Source organism: Vibrio sp. 1167 (genome assembly GCF_033340375.1).
In the GTDB taxonomy this organism is placed as follows: domain Bacteria; phylum Pseudomonadota; class Gammaproteobacteria; order Enterobacterales; family Vibrionaceae; genus Vibrio; species Vibrio alginolyticus.
On the sequence record NZ_JAWOWK010000003.1, the window covers coordinates 48,303 to 72,619 of the forward strand.

Below are 24,317 nucleotides of genomic sequence, written 5' to 3' on the forward strand. Positions count from 1 at the left end.
GTTTAACATGATGTAAATCCCCAATCGTGAAACGACTACACGGAGAGTAATAATGAAAATGAATAAGCTGGTAAAAGCTTTGGCTGTCGCTGTGACTTCTTTTGGTATTGCTGCTAACGCTGCGGCAGAAGATCGTAGCTATATTCTTGCAACGGCATCGACAGGTGGTACTTACTACCCTGTGGGCGTAGCGTTGGCGACGTTAAGCAAAGTGAAGTTGGCACCAAAGCACCACTTCTCCCTTTCTGCAATCAGCTCTGCGGGCTCTGGTGAAAACGTTAAACTGCTGAATGAAAACGAAGCACAGTTCGCGATTCTACAAGGTCTTTACGGTGCGTGGGCTTGGTCTGGAGAAGGTCCTTATGAGAAGAGCGGTCGCCAAGAACAACTGCGCTCAGTCTCTATGCTTTGGCAAAACGTTGAGCACTTTATTGTTCGCTCTGACCTAGCAAAAACGGGCACAGTGACTGATCTGAACAACCTAGATGGCAAGAAGTTCTCTATCGGTAAGAAGAACTCAGGTACTGAGAACTCTGGTCGCCAAATCATGAAAGGTCTGAAGGTCGACCCTGATAAATTCAATCTTGCTTACATGGGTTACGGCGGCAGTGCGAGCGCACTTCAAAACGGCACCATTGACGGCATGAACACGCCTGCGGGTGTACCTGTTGGTGCGGTCACTCAAGCTTTTGCTGCGTTGGGTAAAGACATTTCGATTCTTTCGTTTACTGACGAACAAATCAAAGAGGCGAACGGCAATTACAACCTATGGACGAAGTACGAGATCCCAGCGAACACGTACCCGGGTCTAGATAAGCCGATCACCACCATTGCACAGCCTAACTTCTTGGCAGTTCGTGAAGATATCTCGGAAGAAGACGTTTACCAGCTAACCAAAGCGATCTACGAGAACCTGCCTTTCCTACAAGGCATCCACAAAGCAACAAAAGCAATGGCGATTGAGAAAGCGATCGCTGGCTTGCCAGTGCCTCTTCACCCAGGTGCGGTGCGTTACTACAAAGAAATGGGCATCGAAATCCCATCAGACCTAATGGTGAAATAACGCCAACTTCGCCCCGAGTTTCGGCTCGGGGCATTTTATCCCTACCGATTTCTAAGATGGAAAAAGCCGCCAGAGCTTGGAGTATGAGATGAGCAACTCAATAGAAAAGGAATTGCAGAAGTTTGAGCTGCCCACGCGCACTGATTTTCCGTGGGTAACCACCACAATCACAGTGTTTGGCGTGGTGTTGTCTGCTTTGCACATTTGGTTTAATACCTTATCGACGTTACCAGAGTTATGGATTTCCGCGACCCACTTTGCTGGCTTTGCGGTGATTTGTGCGCTTTGGTATCCGGCTCATATCTCTCTCAAGCAGAGTAAGCTTGCACTCGGCATCGATGTGTTAATTGCTATGGGCGCGGTCGCGTGTTTGCTCTACATTCCCTATGCCGAAGATGCGCTGTACGAACGTGGCGTGAAGTTCGTGACCAGCGATTGGGTCTTCGCCATCATGGCAATCCTGATTGTGATTGAGCTGATCCGACGCACCATGGGCTGGTTTATTCCTGTGCTGATTGTGGTGTGTCTGAGTTACGTTGTGCTTTGGGGTGAGTGGGCGACAGGTATTTTCCATTTCCCGGGTTTGAGCATGGAAACCTTGCTCTACCGTAGCTTCTATTCTTCTGAGGGCATGTTTGGTTCTATCTCGCGCATCAGTTGGACTTTCGTATTCATGTTCATTCTGTTTGGTGCGTTTCTTGTGCGCTCTGGTGTCGGTGATTACATCATCAATGTGGCACGTGCTGCGGCTGGTAAAATCATCGGTGGTCCCGGTTTTATCGCAGTGATTGGCTCGGGATTGATGGGCTCAGTATCTGGATCTAGTGTGGCAAATACGGTTTCAACTGGTGTTATCAGTATTCCTTTAATGCAAAAAGCAGGTTTCCCTTCGCGCTTTGCAGCGGGCGTTGAAGCTGCGGCGTCGACAGGTGGTCAGCTGATGCCACCAGTGATGGGCGCGGGCGCTTTCATCATGGCGTCTTACACGCAAATTCCTTATGTCGATATCATCGCGGTTTCTTTCATTCCTGCTCTTATCTATTTCTTGTCCGTGGCGTTCTTTGTGCGTATTGAAGCCAAACGCAGCGGCGTTCAAAAAATCACGACCAGCGATGAATCTCTATTAAAAGTGCTGATCAGCGGTTGGCACAACCTTATCCCACTGGCGGTATTGGTCACTTTGTTGGTTCAAGGTTTTACACCGACTTACGCTGCAGGTTTGTCAATCATTTCTGTGGTGGTGGCTTCTTGGTTCTCGAAAGATCATAAGATGGGACCAAAAGCGATCATCGAAGCGCTATCGCAAGGTGCAAAGAACATGGCGACAACCGCCGTATTGCTGGTGGGTATCGGTTTGGTGATCAACGTGATCAGTACAACTGGCATCGGCAACACCTTCTCACTGATGATCGACGGTTGGGCGAATGGCGACTTGTTCATCATGATCGTTCTGATTGCGCTCGCTTCTCTTGTTTTAGGTATGGGTTTACCTGTGACAGCGGCGTATATTGTATTGGGTACTCTGTCTGCCCCTGCGCTTTACAAGTTAATTGCCGAAAACCAATTGCTTGAATTGATGGTGTCGGGTCAATTGCCTGAACAAGCAAAAGCTATCTTCATGTTGGCGGCGCCAGAAAAGTTGGAACTGCTTAATGCACCAATGGCGTTGGAAACCGCGAAAGAAATGGTGGCGCTAGTACCTGCGGACTTTATGGAAACCCTACTAGAGCAAAGTTTGGGTATGGAAGCGGTAGGCTTGGCATTGCTGGCTGCTCACCTCATCATCTTCTGGTTATCGCAAGACAGTAACGTAACGCCTCCAGTGTGTTTGACCGCATTTGCAGCGGCAACCATCGCGAAAACACCTCCAATGCGTACCGGCCTGATGGCGTGGAAAATCGCTAAAGGTTTGTATCTTGTACCGCTACTTATTGCCTATACAGGCTTGGTCAGTTGGGATGTGACGTCGGTAATTACCGTAGGCTTCTTTGCCATCATCGGTACCTATGCATTGATTGGTGCGATTGAAGGCTACTTGGAAGGTCCTCTAAACATTCTGACGCGTCTCTTGTTGGTAGTGGTGGGTACATTGCTAGTTTGGCACGATATCCCAATGTTGGTTCGTGTGGCAAGCTGCGCGGTATTTGTCGGGGTGTTCATTTACAGTGGTCGCAAGTTCAAATTGCAACAATCTCAACTATCGGTTTTATAAGAGGTCGTATGAAATCAGTCTATGACTACATCATTGTTGGTGGCGGTATCGTTGGTGTGTCGACAGCATGGCAACTACAGCAACGTCATCCAGACAAATCCATTTTATTGGTTGAGAAAGAGTCCGGTTTTGCCCAGCACCAAACCGGACACAATAGCGGCGTGATTCATGCCGGGGTGTACTACGCACCGGGCAGCTTAAAAGCGGATTTTTGTAAGCGTGGGGTAGAGCGAACCATTTCGTTCTGCGCCGAGCACGATATTCCGGTGGAGAACTGTGGCAAGTTACTGGTTGCGACCAATGAGCAAGAAGTCGAACGCATGAATGCCCTCTATGAGCGCTGCCATGTCAACGGCATCGACGTAAAGCTACTCGATGAAGTTCAACTTAAACTGGCTGAACCAAACATCACGGGATTGGGCGCGATTTATGTCAAAACCACCAGTATTGTGGACTATCGTTTGGTCACTGAGCAGATGGCGGAAGAGTTCAAAAAGCTCGGCGGTCAAATCAGCTTGAGAACCAAAGTGGTGGCTGCCGAAGAGAAGGACGAAGAAGTTCAACTGACCTGTATTTCAGACGGTCAAACCATGCAGCTCAATGCTAAGTTCTTGGTTACTTGCAGCGGCTTGATGGCGGATCGCATGACGAAGATGATGTCTATTCCGACCGATTTCCAAATCATCCCTTATCGTGGTGAATACTACCGCTTAGATAGCAAACACGACCAAGTGGTGAATCATCTTATTTATCCAATTCCCGACCCTGACTTGCCATTCTTGGGCGTCCACCTGACTCGCATGATTGATGGCAGTGTGACCGTAGGTCCAAATGCGGTGCAAGGCTGGAAGCGAGAAGGGTACGACAAGGTTAACTTCAGCTTGCAAGATACCATGCAAATGCTGAGCTTCTCCGGTTTCTGGAAGGTGACACAAAAGCATCTAAAAACCGGATTGGATGAGTTTAAGAACTCGTGGTGGAAGCCGGGCTATCTCAAGCTGGTCAATAAATACTGCCCAAGCATCAAGGTAGACGATCTCAAACCATATCCTGCGGGTATTCGTGCGCAAGCGGTGTTATCCGATGGCTCTTTGGTTCATGACTTTTTGTTTGCCGAGAGCGCAAGAAGCCTACACGTTTGCAACGCGCCCTCTCCCGCAGCGACATCTGCAATGCCTATTGGAGAGTACATTTGCGATAAAGTGAATGAGAAGATAGAGGCGAAAACGGTATAAAACAAAGGCGACGTAACGGTCGCCTTTATTGTATTTGAATCTGGGATTTAGGAGTTGCCATCTTTAGGGCAGAGTTCGCCTTTCTTTGCGTGTCTTTCTATCATGTAATCGCCTCGGGCACTGTGCAATACAATTGCATTCCAGACTTGACCATCTTGCAACTCGAACTCAAAAGCATAATGGGTGCCGCCGACCATTTTCGTTCTCACCTCATGAATTGCTTTCAATTTATCATCGGCATTCATTTGATAAAGCACCATGTTAAGTGAACGTCTGGCGTCAGGAGTTGCCTCAGCAAGTTGCCAATGGCTCTGTTCGTTTGTTGCGGAGCAAATAGACCGCATTTTACTTTTCATGGCGGATGACATCTGCTTGTCTACGGCCAATGCATTTGGTGAAAACAGTGGAACCGTCAAAGGAATCAAAGTTACCAGAAACCGCTTTAAGGTCATAAAAACACTCCGTTGTTTTACTCTTGCTTGAGTATAGACCTCAATGGCTTCAGATGTGGTGCAGTAGACTCTGGGCCTACAATATCGCAGTTCGTATCAACGAACTGATGATAAACAAGGCGACCACGCTTGCCAGCCAAATGCCAATGAACCACAAAATGGGTTTTAGTTTCATCAGTGATATCCTTCTCCACGTTTCATCTTGCCGCGGAAAACCCAGTACGAATAAGCCGTGTAGGCTATGATCAGAGGAAGTAATACCACCGCACCGGCAAGTAAAAATGCCAAACTTTTGTCTGGCGCGGCGACGTCTTGATAAGTGAGTGCGAATGGGACCAAGTAAGGGAATGTACTGACACCGAAACCCATCGCGGACACAAGAAACAGGCCGATCGCAAGAACGTAGGCTCGGACGGCTTTGTGGTCGAGTAAGGCTTTGAATAGCTGCCAAATAAGTGCCGCTGTAATAATTGGTAAAATGAAAAACAGTAGCGAGTTTGGTAATGAGAACCAACGTTCAAATACGATATTTTGGCTCAATGGCAGCCACAAACTGGCGATGAATATACAGGCTACCATCGCTAGTCCCCATCGTCGCGCGACCACGTAATAGCGCCCCATCAGCTCTTCTGGAAGCTTGATTAATAACCAGCATGAACCGAGCAGAATATAAGCACAAACAAGCGCCAGGCCACAAAATACGCTAAATGGTGAAAGCCAATCAAACCATCCACCTGCGTATGCTCGTTCACTAACCTCTATACCTTGGAGCAGGGTTCCGAGCATAATGCCTTGCATCAATGCCGCGGTGAGTGAACCAATGAAAAAAGCGCTATCCCATAAAAACTTTCCGCGTTGTGTTCGGAAGCGATACTCAAAAGAAACCCCGCGCAGAATTAACCCGAGCAGCATTAAAATCAGGGGAGCATAGAGTGCTGGCATAATGACCGCGTAGGCGAGGGGGAACACGGCAAAAAGCCCACCACCGCCAAGAACTAGCCAAGTTTCATTCCCATCCCAAACAGGAGCGATGCTGTTCATCATCATGTCGCGCTCTTCATCGTCATTAGCGCTGAGGAATAGGATACCAATACCGAGATCAAAGCCATCTAACACGACATAAATCAGAACGGCGAGCCCAATCAAAGCGTACCAAATTAATGCGTAATCCATGAGTTAGCTCCTAGGTTAGATGGTTAGAATGTGTGATGGCATCGGTTTTCGTGCCATCAGGAAGTCGGCTATCTAGACCTTCTTCATATCGAGTTGGAGACTTGCGCATCAAACGTAGGAGATAGAAGAAGCCAGCTCCAAAAACCACAAAGTAAACCACGATGAACGCCGTCAGGGAGACGCTCACCGCGGCGGCATCAATAGGCGATGCCGAATTGGCTGTGGTTAAAAGACCGTATACGGTGTAAGGCTGTCGACCGACTTCGGTAGTTATCCAGCCTGCTAAAACTGCAATAAACCCCGCTGGGGCAAACAGCACACAAATACGTTGAAGTGCCCTCGAATCAAAAAGTTTGCGACGTTTTCTTAGCCAAAGGCTCCACAAACCAATAACAAGCATGCCAAAACCAAGCGCGACCATTACTCGGAAAGACCAGAAAACGATAGAGACAGGAGGGTGTTCCTCCTCTGGAAAAGCATCTAATCCCTTCACTTCACCGTTGAGGTCATGAGTTAAAATCAAACTACCGAGTTTGGGGATTTCCAGTGCGTATTCCATGCGTTTTTCTTCATCGTTAGGGATACCGAAGAGGATCAATGGCGCGCCTTGGTGAGACTCATAGTGCCCTTCCATCGCGGCAACTTTGGCGGGTTGATGTTCAAGGGTGTTTAATCCATGCATGTCTCCAGCAACGATTTGAATTGGTGTCACGATGGCAGCCATCCACATTGCCATCGAGAACATAATTCTGGCTAGAGGGTTATGGTTTGCTTTTAGCAAGTGATAAGCGGCAACGCCGGCTACAACAAAGGCAGTAGTAAGGTAAGCGGCGAGCAACATATGAACGAGCCGGTAAGGGAAGGAAGGGTTGAAGACAATCGCCCACCAGTCTTCTGGGATAAACTGTCCGGCTTCGTTGATACTATAGCCCGCTGGTGTTTGCATCCAACTATTAACCGAAAGTATCCAAAACGCAGACAAAAACGTCCCGAATGCAACAATACAAGTCGCGGCGAAGTGAAGCTTCTTACCTACCTTATCCATACCGAAAAGCATCACGCCTAAAAACCCAGCTTCGAGGAAAAACGCAGTAAAAACTTCATAACCCATTAGCGGGCCTAGGATTGGGCCTGTTTTGTCGGCAAACACGCTCCAGTTAGTACCGAATTGATAGCTCAACACGATGCCACTCACCACACCCATACCAAAACTGATGGCAAAGATTTTGAGCCAGTACTTATAGATTTGCATGTACTGTTTGTTGCCCGTTTTTAAGTACAAGCCCTCTAATACAGCGAGATAACTTGCCAAACCAATCGTAAACGCTGGAAAAATAATGTGGAAAGAGACAGTAAAGGCAAATTGGAATCTAGCTAGGTCAATGGCGAGTGTGTCCATGAGCGGTCCCTTTTTCGTTGGATAAACTGTTCGCCGGATTTAAAGAGGAGACAGAAGAGTGGCGAACAAGGTGAAATACGAAGAAGGAAGACGAAGAGATTAAAAAACGATCGCTTTTTACACATGTGCGTACCATCTTTTAGATAAAGGAGGAGCGTTATGAGCCTTAAACATTACTTTGAGAAAGCGACACCTAAGTTTGGTCCAGGTGGGAAGTATCACAAGTTCTACCCACTGTTTGAAGCTGTCGAAACCATTTTTTACACGCCTGGTAAGGTAAATCAGGGCATGACTCATGTTCGAGATAGCATCGATTTAAAACGTATTATGATCATGGTGTGGCTGGCGGTCTTCCCTGCCATGTTCTGGGGTATGTACAACATAGGCCAGCAAGCGAGTGATGCCTTGTTGTATGGAATGGATCAAGCCTCAGCTCAGCAAGCGCTTGTTTCTTCATGGCAACTGAGTTGGGTATGGGGCTCGTTAGATGCGGTTTCACAAGCGGGGTGGGGAAGTAAAATGTGGCTTGGTGCTACTTACTTTCTTCCAGTTTATGCGACGGTGTTTATCGTTGGTGGTTTCTGGGAAGTTCTGTTTGCTATTGTGCGAAAGCATGAGGTAAATGAAGGCTTTTTTGTCAGCTCTATACTCTTTGCGCTGATCCTTCCTCCGACAATTCCACTATGGCAAGCGGCTTTAGGTATCACTTTCGGTATTGTTGTGGCGAAGGAGATTTTTGGTGGTACTGGACGAAACTTCCTAAATCCAGCTTTAGCAGGGCGCGCGTTCTTATACTTTGCCTATCCTGCCAACATGTCCGGTGGTGCCGTGTGGGTCGCGGCTGATGGTTACTCTGGCGCTACTCCACTTAGCCAATGGTATGAAGGAGGGCAAAGTGCTTTGATAAATAATATGACGGGAGAGCCAATTTCATGGGGAGATGCTTTTGTTGGTAATTTACCAGGCTCGATGGGTGAAGTCTCCACGTTGTTGATCGCACTAACAGGCTTGGTTCTCATCTTTATGAAGATTGCATCGTGGAGAATTGTTGCGGGCGTGTTGGTCGGTTTAATCGGAGCTTCATTACTATTGAATGCGATCGGTTCAGACTCTAACCCCATGTTCTCCATGCCGTTCTACTGGCACTTCGTGATTGGTGGGGTTGCGTTTGGTACCTTCTTCATGGCGACAGACCCTGTCTCGGCAGCTTTTACCAATAACGGGAAATGGGCATACGGACTATTAATCGGCGTGATGACGATTTTTATCCGAGTGCTGAACCCGGCTTATCCAGAAGGCATCATGTTAGCTATTCTATTTGCTAACTTATTCGCGCCACTTTTCGATTACCTAGTCAAAGAAAGTAATATCAAACGCAGAATGAAAAGGGCGAGACCTTCTTAAAATGAGGGTAACCTCACTGAAAGTTGATTGAAAACTGCACTATATTGAAAAGGTCAGAGACATGGGGTTTCTGACTTTTTATTTTTATCAGGAGGACGAAGACGATGAGAATAAAGGATATTCTCGATAGCCGTTTGGTGCTGTCGTTCTGGTATAACCTAGACTACTGCTTGTCTCTTCTTAGTAAAATCTCTTCTCGTTGATTTCCTCAATGCAATCGCATTGAAAAGCATTCTATCTATTTGTTTTTTAGTCTTACGTGAAACTGCGTAGGGCAATGCGTATAAGGAAATTAACAATGAAACGTATTCCAGAACCTTTTCGTATCAAAATGGTTGAGCCAATCAAAATGACGACTTTGTCAGACCGTGAAGTCGCGTTAAAAGAAGCGGGCTATAATCCATTTCTTCTTCGTAGTGATGATGTTTATATCGATTTGCTGACTGACTCAGGCACTGGTGCCATGAGTGATAATCAGTGGGCTGGTATCATGATGGGGGATGAATCCTATGCGGGGAGTCGAAATTACTACAACCTGTGTGATGCAGTGGAGCACTTCTTCGGTTATAAGCTCACCGTGCCTGCACACCAAGGGCGTGGTGCCGAGCAAATTTTGTTCCCCGCTTTGATTGAGCGTATGCGTCAGGTGCGTGGCGGCGAAACGCCAGTCTTTATCTCGAACTACCATTTTGATACCACAGCGGGTCACATTGAACTCAATGGCGGTAAAGCGATTAACGTGGTAACGGAAGAAGCATTCGACACCACTACGCCTTATGATTGGAAGGGCAATTTTGATATCGATAAGCTGGTGGCAACAATTGAAGCGCACGGTTCGCATAACATTTGTGCAATTATCACCACGATTACTTGTAATAGCTCCGGTGGTCAGCCTGTGTCGATGGAAAACATGCGCAGTGTGTACGAGATTGCAACCAAGTACGATATTCCAGTGGTGATTGACTCGGCTCGTTACTGTGAGAACGCCTACTTTATCAAGCAGCGTGAAGCGGGTTACGAGAATAAATCGATTCTGGAAATCATCCGTGAGATGTACCAGTACGGTGATATGCTCACCATGTCAGCTAAGAAAGACCCGATGGTAAACATTGGTGGCATGTGTTGTATTCGTGATCATAAGGAGTTGTTCCAGGCGGTGCAGACGCGCTGCGTACCCATGGAAGGATTTGTGACATACGGTGGTATGGCTGGGCGTGATATGGAAGCGCTCGCTCGCGGTTTGTATGAAGCGGCAGATGAAGATTTTCTTCACTACCGAATTAGCCAAGTTCAATACTTAGGTGAGCGCTTACGTGAAGGCGGTATTCCAATTCAATACCCAACGGGTGGTCACGCAGTGTTTGTGGATGCCGCTAAGATTTTGCCACATATTCCAGCGGATCAGTTTCCTGCGCAGGTATTGTGTAATGCTTTGTACTTGGAAGCGGGTATTCGAGCAGTAGAGATAGGATCGTTGCTGCTTGGTCGAGATCCGGAAACGGGTAAACAAAAAGCGTCAGAGCTTGAGTTGATGCGTTTGACCATTCCACGTCGTGTCTACACAAACGATCATATGGATTACATTGCGGATGCGATTATCGAACTGAAAAATCGTGCACATGAGTTAAAAGGGCTCACTTTCGAGTACGAGCCACCAGTGCTGCGCCACTTTACTGCTCGATTTAAAGAGATCGATTAACTCAAGTTTAAATCTAGATAAGCAAAAGGCCGCGAGTTTCGCGGCCTTTTTCGATTCGTTTATTTCTTAGCGTTACAGTTACGCTAACTCTAATGTGATGCGAACGAACTGGTCGTCTTGATACTGCACTTCATAATTGAAGGTACCACTGGCGTAAATGCTGCCAAGGAAAAGTGAGCGTTGACTCATTGGTCCGCGGAACAGCATCGAAATAGGAGCGATTAGGGCGTTATTATCATCGAAGTGCTGATTTAAGTTCTCAGAAAGCACACACAGCAAACAGCCGTGTTGGTCGTGAGATAAGTCGACGTCTTCCGGTCTCGATAATAACACGGTAGTCCCCAGTTTCTTCTCAATCTCGTTGATCAGCAGCAAGTAGCTATCTAGATCGGGTTGAGGGTTGCTGGGTTTGTCTGCACCGACGCAGCGCTCGAGTAATGCTTCCAGATTTCCGTTCTCACCTTTTGCCTGCTGAGTCAAAGACTTTAACGGCTTTTTAATCAGCTTATAGCGATTACTCTTCAGTTTTGGTTTCAGCCATTTCTGAAGTAAGTCATTACGTTCTTTAAGGGAGAGGCCATGCGAGGACGCGTGAATTTTAAAGTGCAGGTGTAATAAAGCGTGAACCGCAAGCTCACTCAGAAGTTGATTAGCATCTGTAGACTGTCTTGCCTGCTTAGAACTTTGCATTACACTCGAACAAAATTAGGGAAGAAGGATAATGGTGCCGAGAGAGGGACTCGAACCCTCACACCAAAGGCACTAGCACCTCATGCTAGCGTGTCTACCAATTTCACCATCTCGGCATCATGATGCTCTGAATACTCAGAGGCCTCGAAAGAAGCAACGCGAATTATAACCAAAATCCACCTGTTGGCGAGAGCAAAATGACGAATTTTGGCTCTTTCGAGTTTGATTGCATATTTATTGGTCACTTTTATGTTTTTTACCATCAACGCCTATCCTCATCTCCTTACTTTTACTAATGGTATGACGATAAAAGAGTGCTTTTGCCTAAATTTTGAACGCTTGAACGTTTGCGTAAATAAATGTGATGAATATCTCTTTTTGTTGGCTATACTTGCGTCCCGTTTAAGCGGGAATTAGGGTTTAGTTGTTCAGGACCCTTACCCATACAAGCCGTCACATGGAGCAGGCCAAGCAACATGCTCGCCAGCAGTGAATGACCCCACGGACCGGACCAGCTACGTTCAATTGCTTGTATAAGGTAAAAATAAGATGTCGAACTATTCGTTCTGTCTACATTCTGGATCTAAAAGTGAGTTATCACTCGCTGCGTTGTCCCTTTCTTCTGCCAATTCCTTTGGCTCTTTTTTCTTTTTCAACGTTTAGTAGGTCCAGCTCATGAGTGTTCTATTTAGTCTATTTGGTATTGTTGCACTGCTAGGTTGTGCTTTCCTACTTTCTGAGGGTCGTTCTTCCATCAATTGGAAAACTGTATCTCGCGCCTTGATGCTACAAATGGGGTTTGCTGCTTTGGTGCTCTATTTCCCGTTGGGTCAAGCGGCGCTGGCGAGTTTAAGTAATGGTGTCGCGGGGCTACTCGGCTTTGCTGATGAGGGGATTAAATTCCTCTTTGGTGACCTCGCTTCTTCTGGCTTTATCTTCGCTATTCGTGTCCTCCCTATCATCATCTTCTTCAGTGCTCTTATCTCCGCCCTTTACTACTTGGGCATTATGCAAAAAGTGATTCAATTTATTGGTGGCGCTATCCAGAAGTTCTTGGGTACGAGTAAAGCAGAGTCTTTGGTTGCAACAGGGAACATCTTCTTATCCCAAGGCGAGTCACCACTTCTTATTCGTCCATTTCTTTCTAACATGACTCGCTCTGAACTGTTTGCCGTGATGGCTGGTGGTATGGCTTCAGTGGCGGGCAGTGTGCTTGGTGGTTATGCTGGTTTGGGTGTCGACCTCAAATACTTGATCGCGGCAAGCTTTATGGCAGCACCAGGTAGTTTGATGATGGCAAAAATCATCGTTCCTGAGCGTCAAACGCCAAGCGATTACAACAATATTGAGCTAGATAAATCAGAAGAAAGTAACGTTATTGATGCGCTAGCAAGCGGTGCCATGGGCGGTATGAAAGTTGCCGTTGCTGTTGGTACCATGCTTATCGCTTTCGTGAGTGTTATCGCGATGGTGAACACGGGGCTAGAAAACTTGGGCGAGATACTTGGTTTCTCTGGCGTAACGCTACAAGCGATTTTTGGTTATTTGTTTGCACCTCTAGCGTGGTTGATTGGTGTGCCAAGCCACGAAATTCTAGCTGCGGGTTCATACATTGGTCAGAAAGTGGTGATGAATGAGTTTGTTGCGTTTATCGATTTTGTGCAGCACAAAGCGACACTGTCTGAGCATACTCAAATTATTATCACTTTTGCGTTGTGTGGTTTTGCGAACATTGGCTCAATTGCGATTCAGTTGGGTTCTATCGGCGTGATGGCACCTGAGCGCCGCAAAGATGTTGCAAGTCTAGGCCTAAAAGCGGTTGCTGCTGGTACACTCGCTAACCTGATGAGTGCGTGCTTAGCGGGCATTTTTATCTCTCTCTAATTTAGATTGAAGATACACACTAAAAACCCGCCTAAATGGCGGGTTTTGTTATTTCTAAGGGCTGGGCATTAAGCCGTAAGGTATCGATTTAAAAGCCTCTGGGTGCTCTTGATAAGTTGGCGCTTTATGTACCCCTTTCCAATCGAGCAGCATGATGGCTAGCACGTTACGGTGTTCGCCGTACTTGAGATCAAAGTTACCGTCGACCGACGGAATCATCCCTTTTTCTGCGTTGATTGCGTGACGAATGGCTTGGCGGGTTTTCTTTACGACCGGATCATGGTCCAAGCCTGCTAACAAAAACGAAATGCCGACTTCCGCAATCACGTCTTCTTTGGCGCGCAGTAGGATAGTTTCGATATTGTTGCGAAAGTAATCATAAATCCATTGGTGTTTCTTTTCGCTTACTCGCTCCTGATAATACTGTGAATCGGCAAAGATGATGTGCGTCATCCCATAGAGTTTGTTCCAATACTGCTGAGCTGAAAGCATCTTATCTTTATCGTCGGGGTAGGTGTCACGGAAGGTTTGAGTGAACTTCTCGACCACATCTTGCTCTTCTAACTGACGAAGCCAGTAGACTTGGTTTGCAAGCTGAGCTGCCCATGCCTCTATCATCTCTTTGTCCGTAACGTAACGCGAGAAATCGTAGCGCCTAATAATTTTTCTCAGCGTTTTGTCTTGTTTATGCTTTAGGCCATATTCGTTTGCTCTTGCCATTGCGCCAAGCAAATCCACACCAAGATAAAGGTACTCAGGATGGTGTTTAGTCACGGTATAGCGTCGCTGACCTCGTTCGGTTTCTTTCTCTTGATACGTGGTCAGCCTTTGAGATGAATAGAGAATGATGTCTTCTGGTTCAACGACTTCATTAGCAAATTGGTTTAACCGGCTGGCTACTTGTGCCATGTCGGTCCAAATGGCAGCGTGATATTTCTCATCTAATGTTTGGCGGTACATGCGTAAGCCAAAATGGCCCTCTTTAAACGCCGGGAGAGTGAACAGTTCTTGTTCGTAGGTACTACGAATCAACTGCGCTGATTGAGTATTATCGAGAAGCGGTACGTCTTCCTGTGATGCCTGAGCAGCAAAGGTAAGTGAGCAAGAGAGTAAGACCGCTAAGCTAAGAGGTTTAATACGCATAAATCCATTCCCTATGAAGTCCTGAACCTAAACCTACCATCAATATTAATTGAGAATGTAAAAGCTGAGTCAATAGTTGAAAATTTGCCTAAAAGTCAGGTTGATACGTTCATCTTTGGTTTTCGCGGTTTTTGGTACGCAGTGCTTCCAGTGATGCTGAAGCTCGCCAGCCATAATCAGTAAGGAGCCGTGAGAAAGCTCGTATTCAATCTCAGTTTTACAATGTAAATTTCTAAGCAAAAATCGACGTGTTTCACCTAAGTTCAAAGATGCGATAACAGGGTTTCTACCTAACTCTGGTTCATTATCTTGGTGCCAGCCCATTGAGTCTTGGCCGTGTCGATATAAGTTAGCGAGAACAGAATTAAAAGTGACATCAGCAACTGATTCACAACGCACTTTCAGCTGAGTTAACTCAGGAGTCCAAGGGTGAGGCTGCATGGTTAAGCCTGAGTAAGTATATGCTGTATCACCGTGCCACGCTTGTAAGCGAGGTTGAAGTACTGACTTGCCGAACATAGTAATGTGTTCTTGGTGCCATGGCAGTGTCTTTCGAAGTTGGTCAAAGTAATTATCCGCCTCAAGATGGTTAAGAAAATGAGGATCATAATAAAGTTCTCCTCTTTCTACTTCTTGCCATAGATCGCCGCCAAATAAATCGCCTTGTTGATGCATCATCTCACACCTAAAACATAAAAGTTGTCAATCACTGTTACCTTTCTGATTATGATTGGTTATTCTTGTGATAATAAGAATTTTAACAATAAATAAAAAATCTCGTAGTTGTATACGAGTTGTGGGGAGAAAATGCGTTATTTACCCAGAAAACGATGCTATTTTGCATTGTTCTTCCTCACCTTTTTCGCTTTGTGTATTGGGGTTATCGAGCTGTTAAATCGAAACCAGCAAGAGCTTCACAAAGAGCGAGTTCAAGTTGAGGCCAAAGAACAACTTTCCATTCTCCGTTCCAATTTGGAAGCGGTACTTATGGCGGATATCTACAAAGCCAGTACTTTAGCGACACTCATTACGTTACTTCCTAAAAACCAAGAAGAAGAATTGAGTATCGCCGCTCACCGAATCCTAAATAAAAGTAAACATATTACAATCATCGGTATCGCGAAAAATGATGTAATTAGTCATGTATTTCCACGCCAAGGTAATGAGCGCCTAATCGGCCTTGATTACCGCGCAGTGCCACAGCAGTGGGTACAGGTGCAAAAAGCCAAGGATGTACAAGAAATTTTCATCGCAGGGCCAGTGACTTTGATTCAAGGTGGCCGAGGTTTGATCGTGCGTGTGCCTGTTTTTCTTGATCCTCCAATGAATCAGGACTACTGGGGAGTGATCAGTGCGGTGATTGATTTCGATGCTCTGATGAGAGAAACCGGCGTAATTGATTTCTCGTATCGTTACCCTTTAATGATCCGTGGTTACGATAGCGGTGGCTCATTTGGTGATGCTTTCTTTGGCGCGCAAAGTGTAAATAGCATGGCATATGCAAAAGAGATGGTTCATTTTCCTTATGGTGGGTGGAGTATGGTGGTTTTCTCTGGAGGCAAAGCTGATCGCCAAATCTCTTGGCATCAGTTGCATTTAGCTAGAGTAATCGGCTATCCCATTATATTCGCACTTAGCCTCGCGCTGTTCGCCATTTATCGACTGTATACCATTGCAGATGACAGAGCTTTACACGATGAACTCACGCGTTTACCAAACCGTCGCTATTTTATGAAGTTTTACAAGCAGCAGTTCGAAATAGCGAAACGTTATAAAAAGCGTTATAGCTTCGCCTTAATTAATATTGACCTAGATAGGTTTAAACACATTAACGACACCTATGGTCACGACGCAGGTGACAAAGTTTTAATCGCTACGGCTGAAAGGGTAAAAAGCTCTCTGCGTAAATCAGACATCGTGGCCAGAATGGGCGGTGATGAGTTCTTAGTTGTAGTTCATCACCCAGGAACGGAAGAAAATGTTCAGTCCCTTCTACAAAAACTTCGATTAGCGCTATGCTCGACGCCCGTCATTTACGATGAAACGCTTATCTATTTGAAAGCCAGTATTGGGTACGCGATATTTGACCCGAAAATGTCATCTCCTGAGCAAATGATGAAAATAGCCGATGAGAGAATGTATCAACAAAAGCATGGCGGATGAGCCTGAACCCAGTTTCAATAAGGGGTTAGAGGAATGGTAAAGTTGGGAGCCCGAAATCTCATCATCATTGAGGTGCAAGAATATGTGACTTCATATGTTCACAGACACTTTGCTGAGAGAGTCGTTATTAGCAGTGCATTCAGTGGCATATTTGCATGATGTTGCATTTTGCAAATGCAGTTTGCGAAATTAATGGTTAATAAAGCAACGATATGCATCTGGATCTACTAAAAAACGGCTTTTTTAAAGTTGGCACGCATCGTGCTTTACTTAGAGTGACCCTTATTAAGCCGAGGGTCACCTAGCCAACTGACGTTGTTAGTGAATACAAATTGTTCACAAGTATATACCGCCAATCACGTTTATTGTGATTGGCGTTTTTTCTTTCTAAAGCCCGATGATATTCACGTAGCTGCCCGTCTCATCAGCTTCTCCGCACTTGCTGTAACAACTAGGTTGTCTTGGACAAACCGCCCCTCTGGAGCAGATCAACCTTGCTTGGGTTTGAATCCCGCGCTCTATCCAGTTGATGTTTAATATCTTAGCGATAGTCGTTAAGTCTTTTTTGATGTGGGGAGGAATAACACTACTTCCGCCGGAAGCGACACAAAGGGACTTAAGTTCTTCCGCTATGGAAACCGCATCGCCACCTTGTGCAGAAATAGCAGGGTTAAGATCAATACCGGCACATAGCACGCGATTATTTCCCGCAGGGTCAAATACGTTGACCGATTCGCAGCAGTAGATACGTGGCTCGTCGCCAACATTTAAAATCGAAATTTGCGCTGAACTGGTATCCAAAGGCTGGGAAAGGCGTCGGAATACCGCCCAGTGCTGGCAAGGGTCGTTTACTTTGCGCATGTTGCCCCAAGGCAATGGAATACCATTTCCTCGATACACTGCTTTTAACTTGCCGGGGCCATAGGCATCAAAATAGTGCCAATGAGGGTAAGGCGAGACCACCGTCATGCGACGCATTGCAACGGAAGGAGAAACGCCGGCCTTTTTGTGAACATCAATTTCGTAACCGGAGCGGTCAAGCAACTGACGAAATGGTACTTTGGGGCAAAGCAAGGCACCAGCAAAAAAGCTGGACTCAAAATCACGCCAAGCTTGCAGGATATCTTGCGAATTGAGTTCAGAGTTCGACACAGGGCTGTCCATTTGCTCCCAATTGTTTTGATGCCCGATAGATAAAACGTTATTCATTGCATCGCTGCTATGGAGCACTCGATGGCCGATATATACCGCCAAGTCATACTTCAATCGGGTTGGATAGTCACGCATTCGTTTATTGAGATAAATAGTCCCAGGTGGCTCCATGAAAGACGTAATCAACTGTTTGGCGCTGACGCCCAGTTCATCAATCACATCTTGTGGCGCTCGATCTACCCAGCGGATATCCAATCCCATACTCTTTGCAATGTCTACGAGATCTTCTACAGATAGATTCAGCCGCTTCAAGCCGACCTCTTCGGCGGCGCGCTCTAAATCAGGAAAATGGTTTTGATGGTTTTCTTGGTGTGCGCGGATCAGTAAGTGGGCAAACTGACGCCCCGTGATACCTGTTTGGGAGAGCATTTCTGGTATCGCGATTTGAAGAATATCATTGGAGAACAGAAAGCTCGGCTCCAACGCCATGCCACTAATCCCGCCACGATTTCCTTTGTTGGGTGTGATGGCTTCTAATTCGGGTTCATCATCTAAAAACCAAGCAGGATCTTTTTGAAAAACTTCCGCGATCACTTCGAGCATATCGATACTCGGTACGCGTTTTCCGCGCTCAATCATTGAAAGGTAAGAAACCGAAGGAGCGTACTCTGGATTAATTCTTACACAACGGGCAGACAAATCTTCCATCGTTAAATGGTTGTTTTTTCTTAGGTTACGAATTTTCGTACCAAGAAAATGAGACTGACGAATAAGGCTTTTTGACACAGACATTTTGTAAAATTCACATTGTAAAATTTTTGTTGTGAAATTGTAGTCAATATTTCGCTAGTCTACATAATGAGCAGGCAAGGAAATTAACCATCCACTTCACAGAATTGCCTGAAACTTAAATAAAGGATTTAAGTTTTTACTCTAGGACGAGTTTTTAAGTGCGAGGATATGACGATGAATATGCTGAACTTCGATAAAAAAGAGATGCAACAACAACAACGCCCATTTATCGCTGAAGCCGTATTTGCCGTCGAAGCGGTAAGTGCTGAGCAGCAGAGTGAGAAACAAGTAAAAGCGAAGCAACTGCTTGACCGCATGTTCCCATTGGAGAACGGGTCGCACCAAGACGTATCAAGTTACGTAATTGATTATCGCCATGTATTGGCTTACTTCAAAGACGGTACGCATAGCGGCCTGAAAAGCCCGAAACATTTTGTGGCGTACACTGGTGAAAAGGAAGATCCAAAGTCGATTTTGTTTAAAGATGATTCGGGCAATCATGTAGAAGTGCTGTTTGGCTGTCACAAAGGCACTGGTTGCGTGGAATTAGTGGACATTGACGATATTCAATTAGAAACTCGCACGACGTTTCATCCTGAACTAACTGGCAATGCACCAACCGCGATGCGCCATTGGATAAGTCTAATCAAAGGCGACAAAAAAGGTAAGCCGATGGCATGCAGTGAAGATAAAGAATATACCGCAAAAAATGGTGACGACTACATTCTAAGTTACTGTTACAGCGTCGATTAAGATACTCATGATTGGATACAAAAACCCCGCACTTTACAGCGCGGGGTTTTCTTTTTCATCATAAAAGTCGTTTTCGCTTAGCCAGTTTATTTAAATTGGCATCACGCGGTTACGACCGAGTTGTTTTGCCTCATAAAGCTGTTTATCGGCTTTATTGATTAAGGCTTCAGGCGTATCACCCGGCTCAAATTCTGCTACCCCAAAAGAAGCGGTAATGCTGTGAACTTGTGTGCCTGAGCGCTTATCTCTGATACGCAGTTTTTCTATCATCCGGCGTAGTGTGTCTGCATATTGGCGAGCAATTCGCAGAGATTTGTTAGGTACAATTAACGCGAATTCTTCACCACCAAAACGGTACGCACATATCCCATCTCGACAACTTTGTTGTAGCCGGCGAGCAATGGCTTTTAACACTGTATCGCCAAAAAGGTGCCCGTAATTATCGTTAAATGATTTGAAATGATCGATATCAAGCATGATTAAGGTCATTGCCTGATTTGATGCAATAAGTGAAGAGAGATCTTTGTCAAATGCTCGGCGGTTGTATAGGTTTGACAAACCATCGAACAACGCATCTTGCTGTACTTCAGCCAGTTGGTTTTTGAGGCGAGAAATTTCTTCACTCGCGTTAGTCAATTGGCTATTCAAAAACTTTGTTGAGTGACGAATTTCGTGTGACTCTGCGACCAGTTGACGAATCACTACCATCACTTCTTCAATGCTTAGGCTATTGTCCTCAACTTTTTCCAGTTTATTAAAGCTTTTGTCTACCATCTCAGAAAAGGAGGAAGTATCTGAAATCGTATCGCTCATTGAACTGGATACTTCATGTAGCAGAACTTCTACATTGGTTCTAAGATCTTCAAGGCTGGTTTCTGCTTTGCTGGCCACATAGTTGTTGTAAAGCTGTTTATTGGTTGCTGGCGGGCAAATACCGTAGTTTTCTAACACCGTGTCTAACTCAAAGTTGAGTTCTGGAATGGTCTTGTCAACGTAGGTATACCAAAGCGCGTAGTTGGCTGGCGTGGCAGCAACATGGTTTTTGATCATCAGTGGGACCGCTTTTTTTAAATTAGCGGTTGATTTCTTAAACTCGTCGGTCATTTCTGCGATGGTACTAGCAAAATGGGATTGGGCTTAGATTAACGGATATTAACTAATGTCGCTTTAATTTTTATCACTTTTGCATGGTTTATATAGAAAATGAGTGATTAAGATCGTGATCAATACCGTTGGATTCAAATTTTATAAAATATCAGTATGAAACATGTACAGGAATTTGGTGGTATTGCGTGTTTTGAGATATCCAGCAAATGAATTCCGTGTGAACGTTAGTAACCTAATGATCGTCAAACTCTCGTTTTCGTATAAAAGCAAGTAAATCAAAAGGCTTAACGTCAGGGTCTCCGTGAAAAGAACTCGTAGACGAAGAATTAACATCTGAGGGTGCGAATTGAAAAAGAAAATAGGACTTTATTGGTTCACGAACGACTTGCGATTGCACGACAACCCACTGTTGAAAAGCGCCAGTGTAGAAATGGACGAGTTAATTTGCTTGTATTGCTACCCTTCAATGACGCCTTACTTGCATCACTTTGCGCAGGAAGCCTCTTTCGGGCGCGCGAAATTGCAGTTTCTCGACTCATCGCTTAGTGAACTCAATCAATCTTTGAATCACCTTGGTCAGCGATTATGGGCGGTTGAACTAACGCCCGATCAAGCAATCAAGTATGCTGTTAATCGCTTCGGCGTCACACATATATATGCTGACGCTTTTCCCGGTTCGGATGAGCAACAAGCGTTAGGTCGCGTAGCTGAAGGCGCGTCTCATGTAAAAATAAAACAGCAAGCAATCCGGACCCTGTTAAGGGAAGAACAACTGCCATTTGACTTGAGCAATCTGCCTACGACTTTCACACAGTTTAGAAAGCAAGTTGAAGGTTTAGACATCTCTCGGCCCCACGAGAGTATCCGTTCGTTACCTCCAATTCCTTTAGGTGTGAATCTTCCTTCCGTTACTGCATATTACTTTGACACAAAAGCTGCGTTTCATGGTGGAGAAAGCCGCGGGCTTGAACATTGTCGCCAGTATTTTGCTTCCACACTAGCCAGTGAATACAAACAAACACGCAATGGTTTAGATGGCATGGATTACTCCACCAAGTTCTCTCCTTGGCTAGCTCATGGGTGCGTTTCTCCGAAAACCATTTATGCCATGTTGAAACGTTATGAAGCGGAGAATGGTGCAAATGATTCAACCTACTGGATTTACTTCGAGCTGCTTTGGCGTGAATACTTTTATTGGTATGCCCGTCGACACAAGCGACAGCTCTTCCGATTCGGTGGCATCCAAAATCAAGCACCACTCACCAGCTTTTACGCGCACCGTTTTCAACAATGGAAGAAAGGTGAAACGCCATTTCCTATCGTCAATGCGTGTATGCACCAACTTAATGAAACCGGTTATATGTCGAATCGTGGCAGACAGTTAGTCGCCAGTTGTTTGGTGCATGAACTTGGCCTTGATTGGCGTTATGGCGCGGCGTACTTTGAGTCACAACTGGTCGATTACGATGTGGCATCAAACTGGGGAAATTGGCAATACCTAGCGGGCGTTGGTGCTGATCCGCGTGGTTCACGACAATTCAACCTCGAAAAGCAAACCGAAATGTACGACCCGCACATGGAGTTCATCGATAGGTGGCAAGGTCGTTGTCCTGGCGCGCATTTGGATAGTGTAGACATGGTCGATTGGCCGATTGTGATGGGCAGCAGTGACAAAGCTTCGTCATCGGAGAAACCGTAATGCAATTTGAAACCGTACGATTGATCTTGGGCGATCAACTTAACAGTGAGCACTCTTGGTTTCAGCAACCGGATGAGCAAGTGCTTTACCTGATTGCGGAGCTCAAGCAAGAGAATACTTACGTCACGCATCATATTCAGAAAGTGTGTGCGTTCTTTTCTGCAATGGAACAGTTTGCGAAAGAGCGTCAGAGTGAAGGTCACCAAGTTCTGCACCTCACGTTGGATGACACACAATCCTTCGACGATCTTGAGCAAGTCTTGCAACACTACGCGAGTGAAGTTGGTGCAAGTAAGTTTGAATATCAACGCCCGGATGAATACCGTCTTCTGGAGCAGTTAGCCAAACTAAAGCTTGATGGGGTCGTGACGCGTTGTGTCGACTCGGAACATTTTTTGTTGCCGTTTGAGGAAATAGAATCGCAGTTTCCTCAAGGTAAACACATCATGATGGAGCACTTTTACCGCCGTATGCGCAAGCGCTTCGACATCTTGATGCAAGACGGAAAACCCGTCGGCGGAAAATGGAATTACGATGCCAACAACCGTAACAAGCTCAAAGCCAAAGACATTGAACAACTGCCACAACCTTTGATGTTCAGTACCGACGTGCGCGATATTACTGAGCGGTTGGCACGACATGACATCAAAACTATCGGAAATCTCGAAGGGGAATTGTTGTGGCCGATTAATCGCGCGCAAAGCCTCTCTTTACTCGCGCATTTCTGCCAAGTCTGTCTGCCGTTATTCGGACGTTTTCAAGATGCTATGACAGGCCAGCACGACGCTAAGTGGAGCTTGTATCACAGCCGAATTTCATTCTCGCTTAACAGCAAATTACTGCACCCGAGAGAAGTCATTGATGCTTCACTCAAGGCATTTCATTCCAACGCGGACATCGACATTTCTCAAGTTGAAGGGTTTATTCGCCAAATATTAGGATGGCGAGAGTACATTCGAGGCGTCTATTGGGCGAACATGCCTCATTACCCGAAAAAGAACGAGTTGGGCGCAGAAAGAAAGCTGCCAGATTTCTTCTGGAATGGTGAAACTAAAATGGCTTGTATGCGCAATGCGATTGGGCAGTCCCTCGATTACGCCTACGCACACCACATCCAACGATTGATGGTCACTGGTAACTTTTGCTTGCTAACCGAGATCGACCCAGATCAAGTGGATGAGTGGTATCTCGGTATCTATGTTGATGCGATTGAATGGGTCGAAATGCCGAACACACGTGGCATGGCATTGTTTGCGGATGGCGGCATTGTTGGCACCAAACCTTACGCGGCGAGTGGTTCTTACATCAACAAAATGAGCGACTACTGTAAGGGTTGCCATTACGACAATAAGGCGAGGAGTGGGGAAGGATCGTGTCCGTTTAACAGCCTTTATTGGCGCTTTATGAACAAACACGACAAGCGCCTCGCAGCCAATCCACGAATCGGGATGATTTTCCGCTCTTGGGACAACATGGAAGAACAACAACGCCAAGCGATTCTTGATACCGCAGAGCACTACATAGAAAACGTGGAGAACTTGTGATGGAAATACTCATCGTCGGTGGCAATGGTGGAATTGGTTTGGCGATGGTGAGAGAAGCCGCAGCTCGGTTTCCTCAAGCTCGCGTGCATGCCACTTATCGTAAGCAGCAACCAGATTGGCAACACCCAAATGTCGTTTGGCATCAAGTGGATGTATCGCAAGACGAGCAGGTAAAAGCGTTCAGTGAGCAGATTGAACACGTCGATTGGTTGGTGAACTGTGTTGGTATGTTGCACACCCAAGAGAAAGGTCCTGAGAAGAATCTTAGCTCGCTCGACGCAGACTTCTTTCAGCAAACCATCACGGTTAATACTTTGCCAAGTTTACTGTTGGCAAAATACTTCACGCCCAAGCTAAAGCGCAGTACTGCACCCAAGTTTGCGACCATTTCGGCCAAAGTTGGCAGCATTAGCGATAATCAGTTAGGTGGTTGGTACAGCTATCGAGCATCGAAAGCCGCATTAAACATGTTCCTAAAAACCATGTCGATCGAATGGCAAAGAGTGGTCAAACATGGCACGGTGCTTTCACTTCACCCTGGCACCACAGATACCGCTTTGTCGGCACCTTTTCAAACCAATGTGCCAGAGGGAAAGCTGTTCACACCAGAGCGAGTCGCAAAGGATTTATTAGGCTTGATAGAAAAAGCAACCCCGCAAGATAGCGGGGCGTTTTGGGCTTATGATGGGACGTTATTACCTTGGTAAGAGAACGCGTACAAACGTTAATACAAAGGAAATAACATACTCCAGA

General features: G+C 45.8%; 19 protein-coding genes and 1 tRNA gene. 11 read left to right on the forward strand and 9 right to left on the reverse strand.

The annotated features are described in order from the left end of the window. The first annotated feature begins 52 nt into the window (after nucleotides 1–52). The 3 genes from R7Z78_RS06970 (at nucleotide 53) to lhgO (ending at nucleotide 4,510) form a co-directional block, all read left to right on the forward strand. Nucleotides 53–1,063 (forward strand): TAXI family TRAP transporter solute-binding subunit, encoded by a 1,011-nt coding sequence (locus R7Z78_RS06970; RefSeq protein WP_053307129.1) that lies wholly within the window; start codon nucleotides 53–55, stop codon nucleotides 1,061–1,063. Between the two features lie 88 nt (nucleotides 1,064–1,151). Further along, a complete protein-coding gene (locus R7Z78_RS06975; RefSeq protein WP_053307130.1) occupies nucleotides 1,152–3,275 on the forward strand; it encodes a TRAP transporter permease in 2,124 nt (707 codons plus the stop codon). Between the two features lie 8 nt (nucleotides 3,276–3,283). Continuing rightward, complete coding sequence (gene lhgO, locus R7Z78_RS06980) at nucleotides 3,284–4,510, forward strand: L-2-hydroxyglutarate oxidase (RefSeq protein WP_104976314.1); 1,227 nt, start codon at nucleotides 3,284–3,286, stop codon at nucleotides 4,508–4,510. 47 nt (nucleotides 4,511–4,557) lie between these two features. Here the strand turns inward: lhgO and R7Z78_RS06985 are convergent, their stop codons facing one another. The 3 genes from R7Z78_RS06985 to R7Z78_RS06995 all read right to left on the reverse strand — a co-directional run bounded on the left by R7Z78_RS06985 (nucleotide 4,558) and on the right by R7Z78_RS06995 (nucleotide 7,534). Beyond that, nucleotides 4,558–4,962, reverse strand: coding sequence for a hypothetical protein (locus R7Z78_RS06985; RefSeq protein ID WP_054574501.1), 405 nt, complete (start codon nucleotides 4,960–4,962; stop codon nucleotides 4,558–4,560). Nucleotides 4,963–5,136: 174 nt separating this feature from the next. Continuing rightward, the gene (cydB, locus tag R7Z78_RS06990; RefSeq protein ID WP_054574502.1) at nucleotides 5,137–6,135 is read right to left on the reverse strand and encodes a cytochrome d ubiquinol oxidase subunit II; all 999 of its coding nucleotides are present in this window, start codon (nucleotides 6,133–6,135) and stop codon (nucleotides 5,137–5,139) included. Between the two features lie 10 nt (nucleotides 6,136–6,145). Then, entirely contained in the window at nucleotides 6,146–7,534 is a 1,389-nt protein-coding gene (locus tag R7Z78_RS06995; RefSeq protein ID WP_017635517.1) for a cytochrome ubiquinol oxidase subunit I, read from the reverse strand. Nucleotides 7,535–7,693: 159 nt separating this feature from the next. Here R7Z78_RS06995 and R7Z78_RS07000 point away from each other — a divergent pair, with 159 nt between their 5' ends. Further along, nucleotides 7,694–8,938 (forward strand): NADH:ubiquinone reductase (Na(+)-transporting) subunit B, encoded by a 1,245-nt coding sequence (locus R7Z78_RS07000; RefSeq protein WP_047102825.1) that lies wholly within the window; start codon nucleotides 7,694–7,696, stop codon nucleotides 8,936–8,938. A 298-nt stretch (nucleotides 8,939–9,236) separates the two neighbouring features. After that, complete coding sequence (locus tag R7Z78_RS07005; protein ID WP_104976313.1) at nucleotides 9,237–10,637, forward strand: tryptophanase; 1,401 nt, start codon at nucleotides 9,237–9,239, stop codon at nucleotides 10,635–10,637. Between the two features lie 78 nt (nucleotides 10,638–10,715). Here the strand turns inward: R7Z78_RS07005 and R7Z78_RS07010 are convergent, their stop codons facing one another. Then, nucleotides 10,716–11,327 (reverse strand): DUF2913 family protein, encoded by a 612-nt coding sequence (locus R7Z78_RS07010; RefSeq protein ID WP_005374167.1) that lies wholly within the window; start codon nucleotides 11,325–11,327, stop codon nucleotides 10,716–10,718. Nucleotides 11,328–11,359: 32 nt separating this feature from the next. Then, nucleotides 11,360–11,443: transfer RNA gene (locus R7Z78_RS07015), tRNA-Leu, on the reverse strand. A gap of 559 nt (nucleotides 11,444–12,002) precedes the next feature. Here R7Z78_RS07015 and R7Z78_RS07020 point away from each other — a divergent pair. Continuing rightward, nucleotides 12,003–13,211 carry a NupC/NupG family nucleoside CNT transporter gene (locus tag R7Z78_RS07020; protein WP_104976312.1) on the forward strand — a complete coding sequence of 403 codons (1,209 nt, stop codon included), beginning with the start codon at nucleotides 12,003–12,005 and terminating at the stop codon, nucleotides 13,209–13,211. Between the two features lie 54 nt (nucleotides 13,212–13,265). Here the strand turns inward: R7Z78_RS07020 and R7Z78_RS07025 are convergent, their stop codons facing one another. Further along, complete coding sequence (locus tag R7Z78_RS07025) at nucleotides 13,266–14,354, reverse strand: DUF3541 domain-containing protein (protein ID WP_104976311.1); 1,089 nt, start codon at nucleotides 14,352–14,354, stop codon at nucleotides 13,266–13,268. A 69-nt stretch (nucleotides 14,355–14,423) separates the two neighbouring features. Continuing rightward, nucleotides 14,424–15,029 carry an alpha-ketoglutarate-dependent dioxygenase AlkB family protein gene (locus tag R7Z78_RS07030; RefSeq protein ID WP_104976310.1) on the reverse strand — a complete coding sequence of 202 codons (606 nt, stop codon included), beginning with the start codon at nucleotides 15,027–15,029 and terminating at the stop codon, nucleotides 14,424–14,426. 132 nt (nucleotides 15,030–15,161) lie between these two features. Here R7Z78_RS07030 and R7Z78_RS07035 point away from each other — a divergent pair, with 132 nt between their 5' ends. Continuing rightward, nucleotides 15,162–16,517: a diguanylate cyclase gene (locus R7Z78_RS07035; protein WP_104976309.1), complete on the forward strand. Its 1,356-nt coding sequence runs from the start codon at nucleotides 15,162–15,164 to the stop codon at nucleotides 16,515–16,517. Nucleotides 16,518–16,904: 387 nt separating this feature from the next. On the opposite strand, the gene R7Z78_RS07040 is transcribed toward R7Z78_RS07035, so the two are convergent. Beyond that, nucleotides 16,905–18,461, reverse strand: a complete 1,557-nt coding sequence (locus R7Z78_RS07040) for a DUF3612 domain-containing protein (RefSeq protein ID WP_085569243.1) — start codon at nucleotides 18,459–18,461, stop codon at nucleotides 16,905–16,907. A 174-nt stretch (nucleotides 18,462–18,635) separates the two neighbouring features. Between R7Z78_RS07040 and R7Z78_RS07045 the strand changes: the two genes are divergently transcribed. Then, nucleotides 18,636–19,214, forward strand: a complete 579-nt coding sequence (locus R7Z78_RS07045; protein WP_005374156.1) for a malate synthase — start codon at nucleotides 18,636–18,638, stop codon at nucleotides 19,212–19,214. Nucleotides 19,215–19,304: 90 nt separating this feature from the next. Here the strand turns inward: R7Z78_RS07045 and R7Z78_RS07050 are convergent, their stop codons facing one another. After that, on the reverse strand, nucleotides 19,305–20,318 hold the full coding sequence (locus R7Z78_RS07050) for a GGDEF domain-containing protein (protein WP_005374150.1): 1,014 nt from the start codon (nucleotides 20,316–20,318) through the stop codon (nucleotides 19,305–19,307). A gap of 349 nt (nucleotides 20,319–20,667) precedes the next feature. Between R7Z78_RS07050 and R7Z78_RS07055 the strand changes: the two genes are divergently transcribed. The 3 genes from R7Z78_RS07055 to R7Z78_RS07065 are packed head-to-tail and all read left to right on the forward strand — an operon-like array spanning nucleotide 20,668 to nucleotide 24,271. Further along, a complete protein-coding gene (locus R7Z78_RS07055; protein WP_104976308.1) occupies nucleotides 20,668–22,020 on the forward strand; it encodes a DASH family cryptochrome in 1,353 nt (450 codons plus the stop codon). Then, the gene (locus R7Z78_RS07060) at nucleotides 22,020–23,564 is read left to right on the forward strand and encodes a cryptochrome/photolyase family protein (RefSeq protein ID WP_053304656.1); all 1,545 of its coding nucleotides are present in this window, start codon (nucleotides 22,020–22,022) and stop codon (nucleotides 23,562–23,564) included. Before R7Z78_RS07055 ends, R7Z78_RS07060 begins: the two co-directional genes overlap by 1 nt. Further along, complete coding sequence (locus tag R7Z78_RS07065) at nucleotides 23,564–24,271, forward strand: SDR family oxidoreductase (protein ID WP_017819732.1); 708 nt, start codon at nucleotides 23,564–23,566, stop codon at nucleotides 24,269–24,271. The genes R7Z78_RS07060 and R7Z78_RS07065 overlap by 1 nt, the downstream gene beginning before the upstream one ends. Nucleotides 24,272–24,317: the final 46 nt, after the last annotated feature.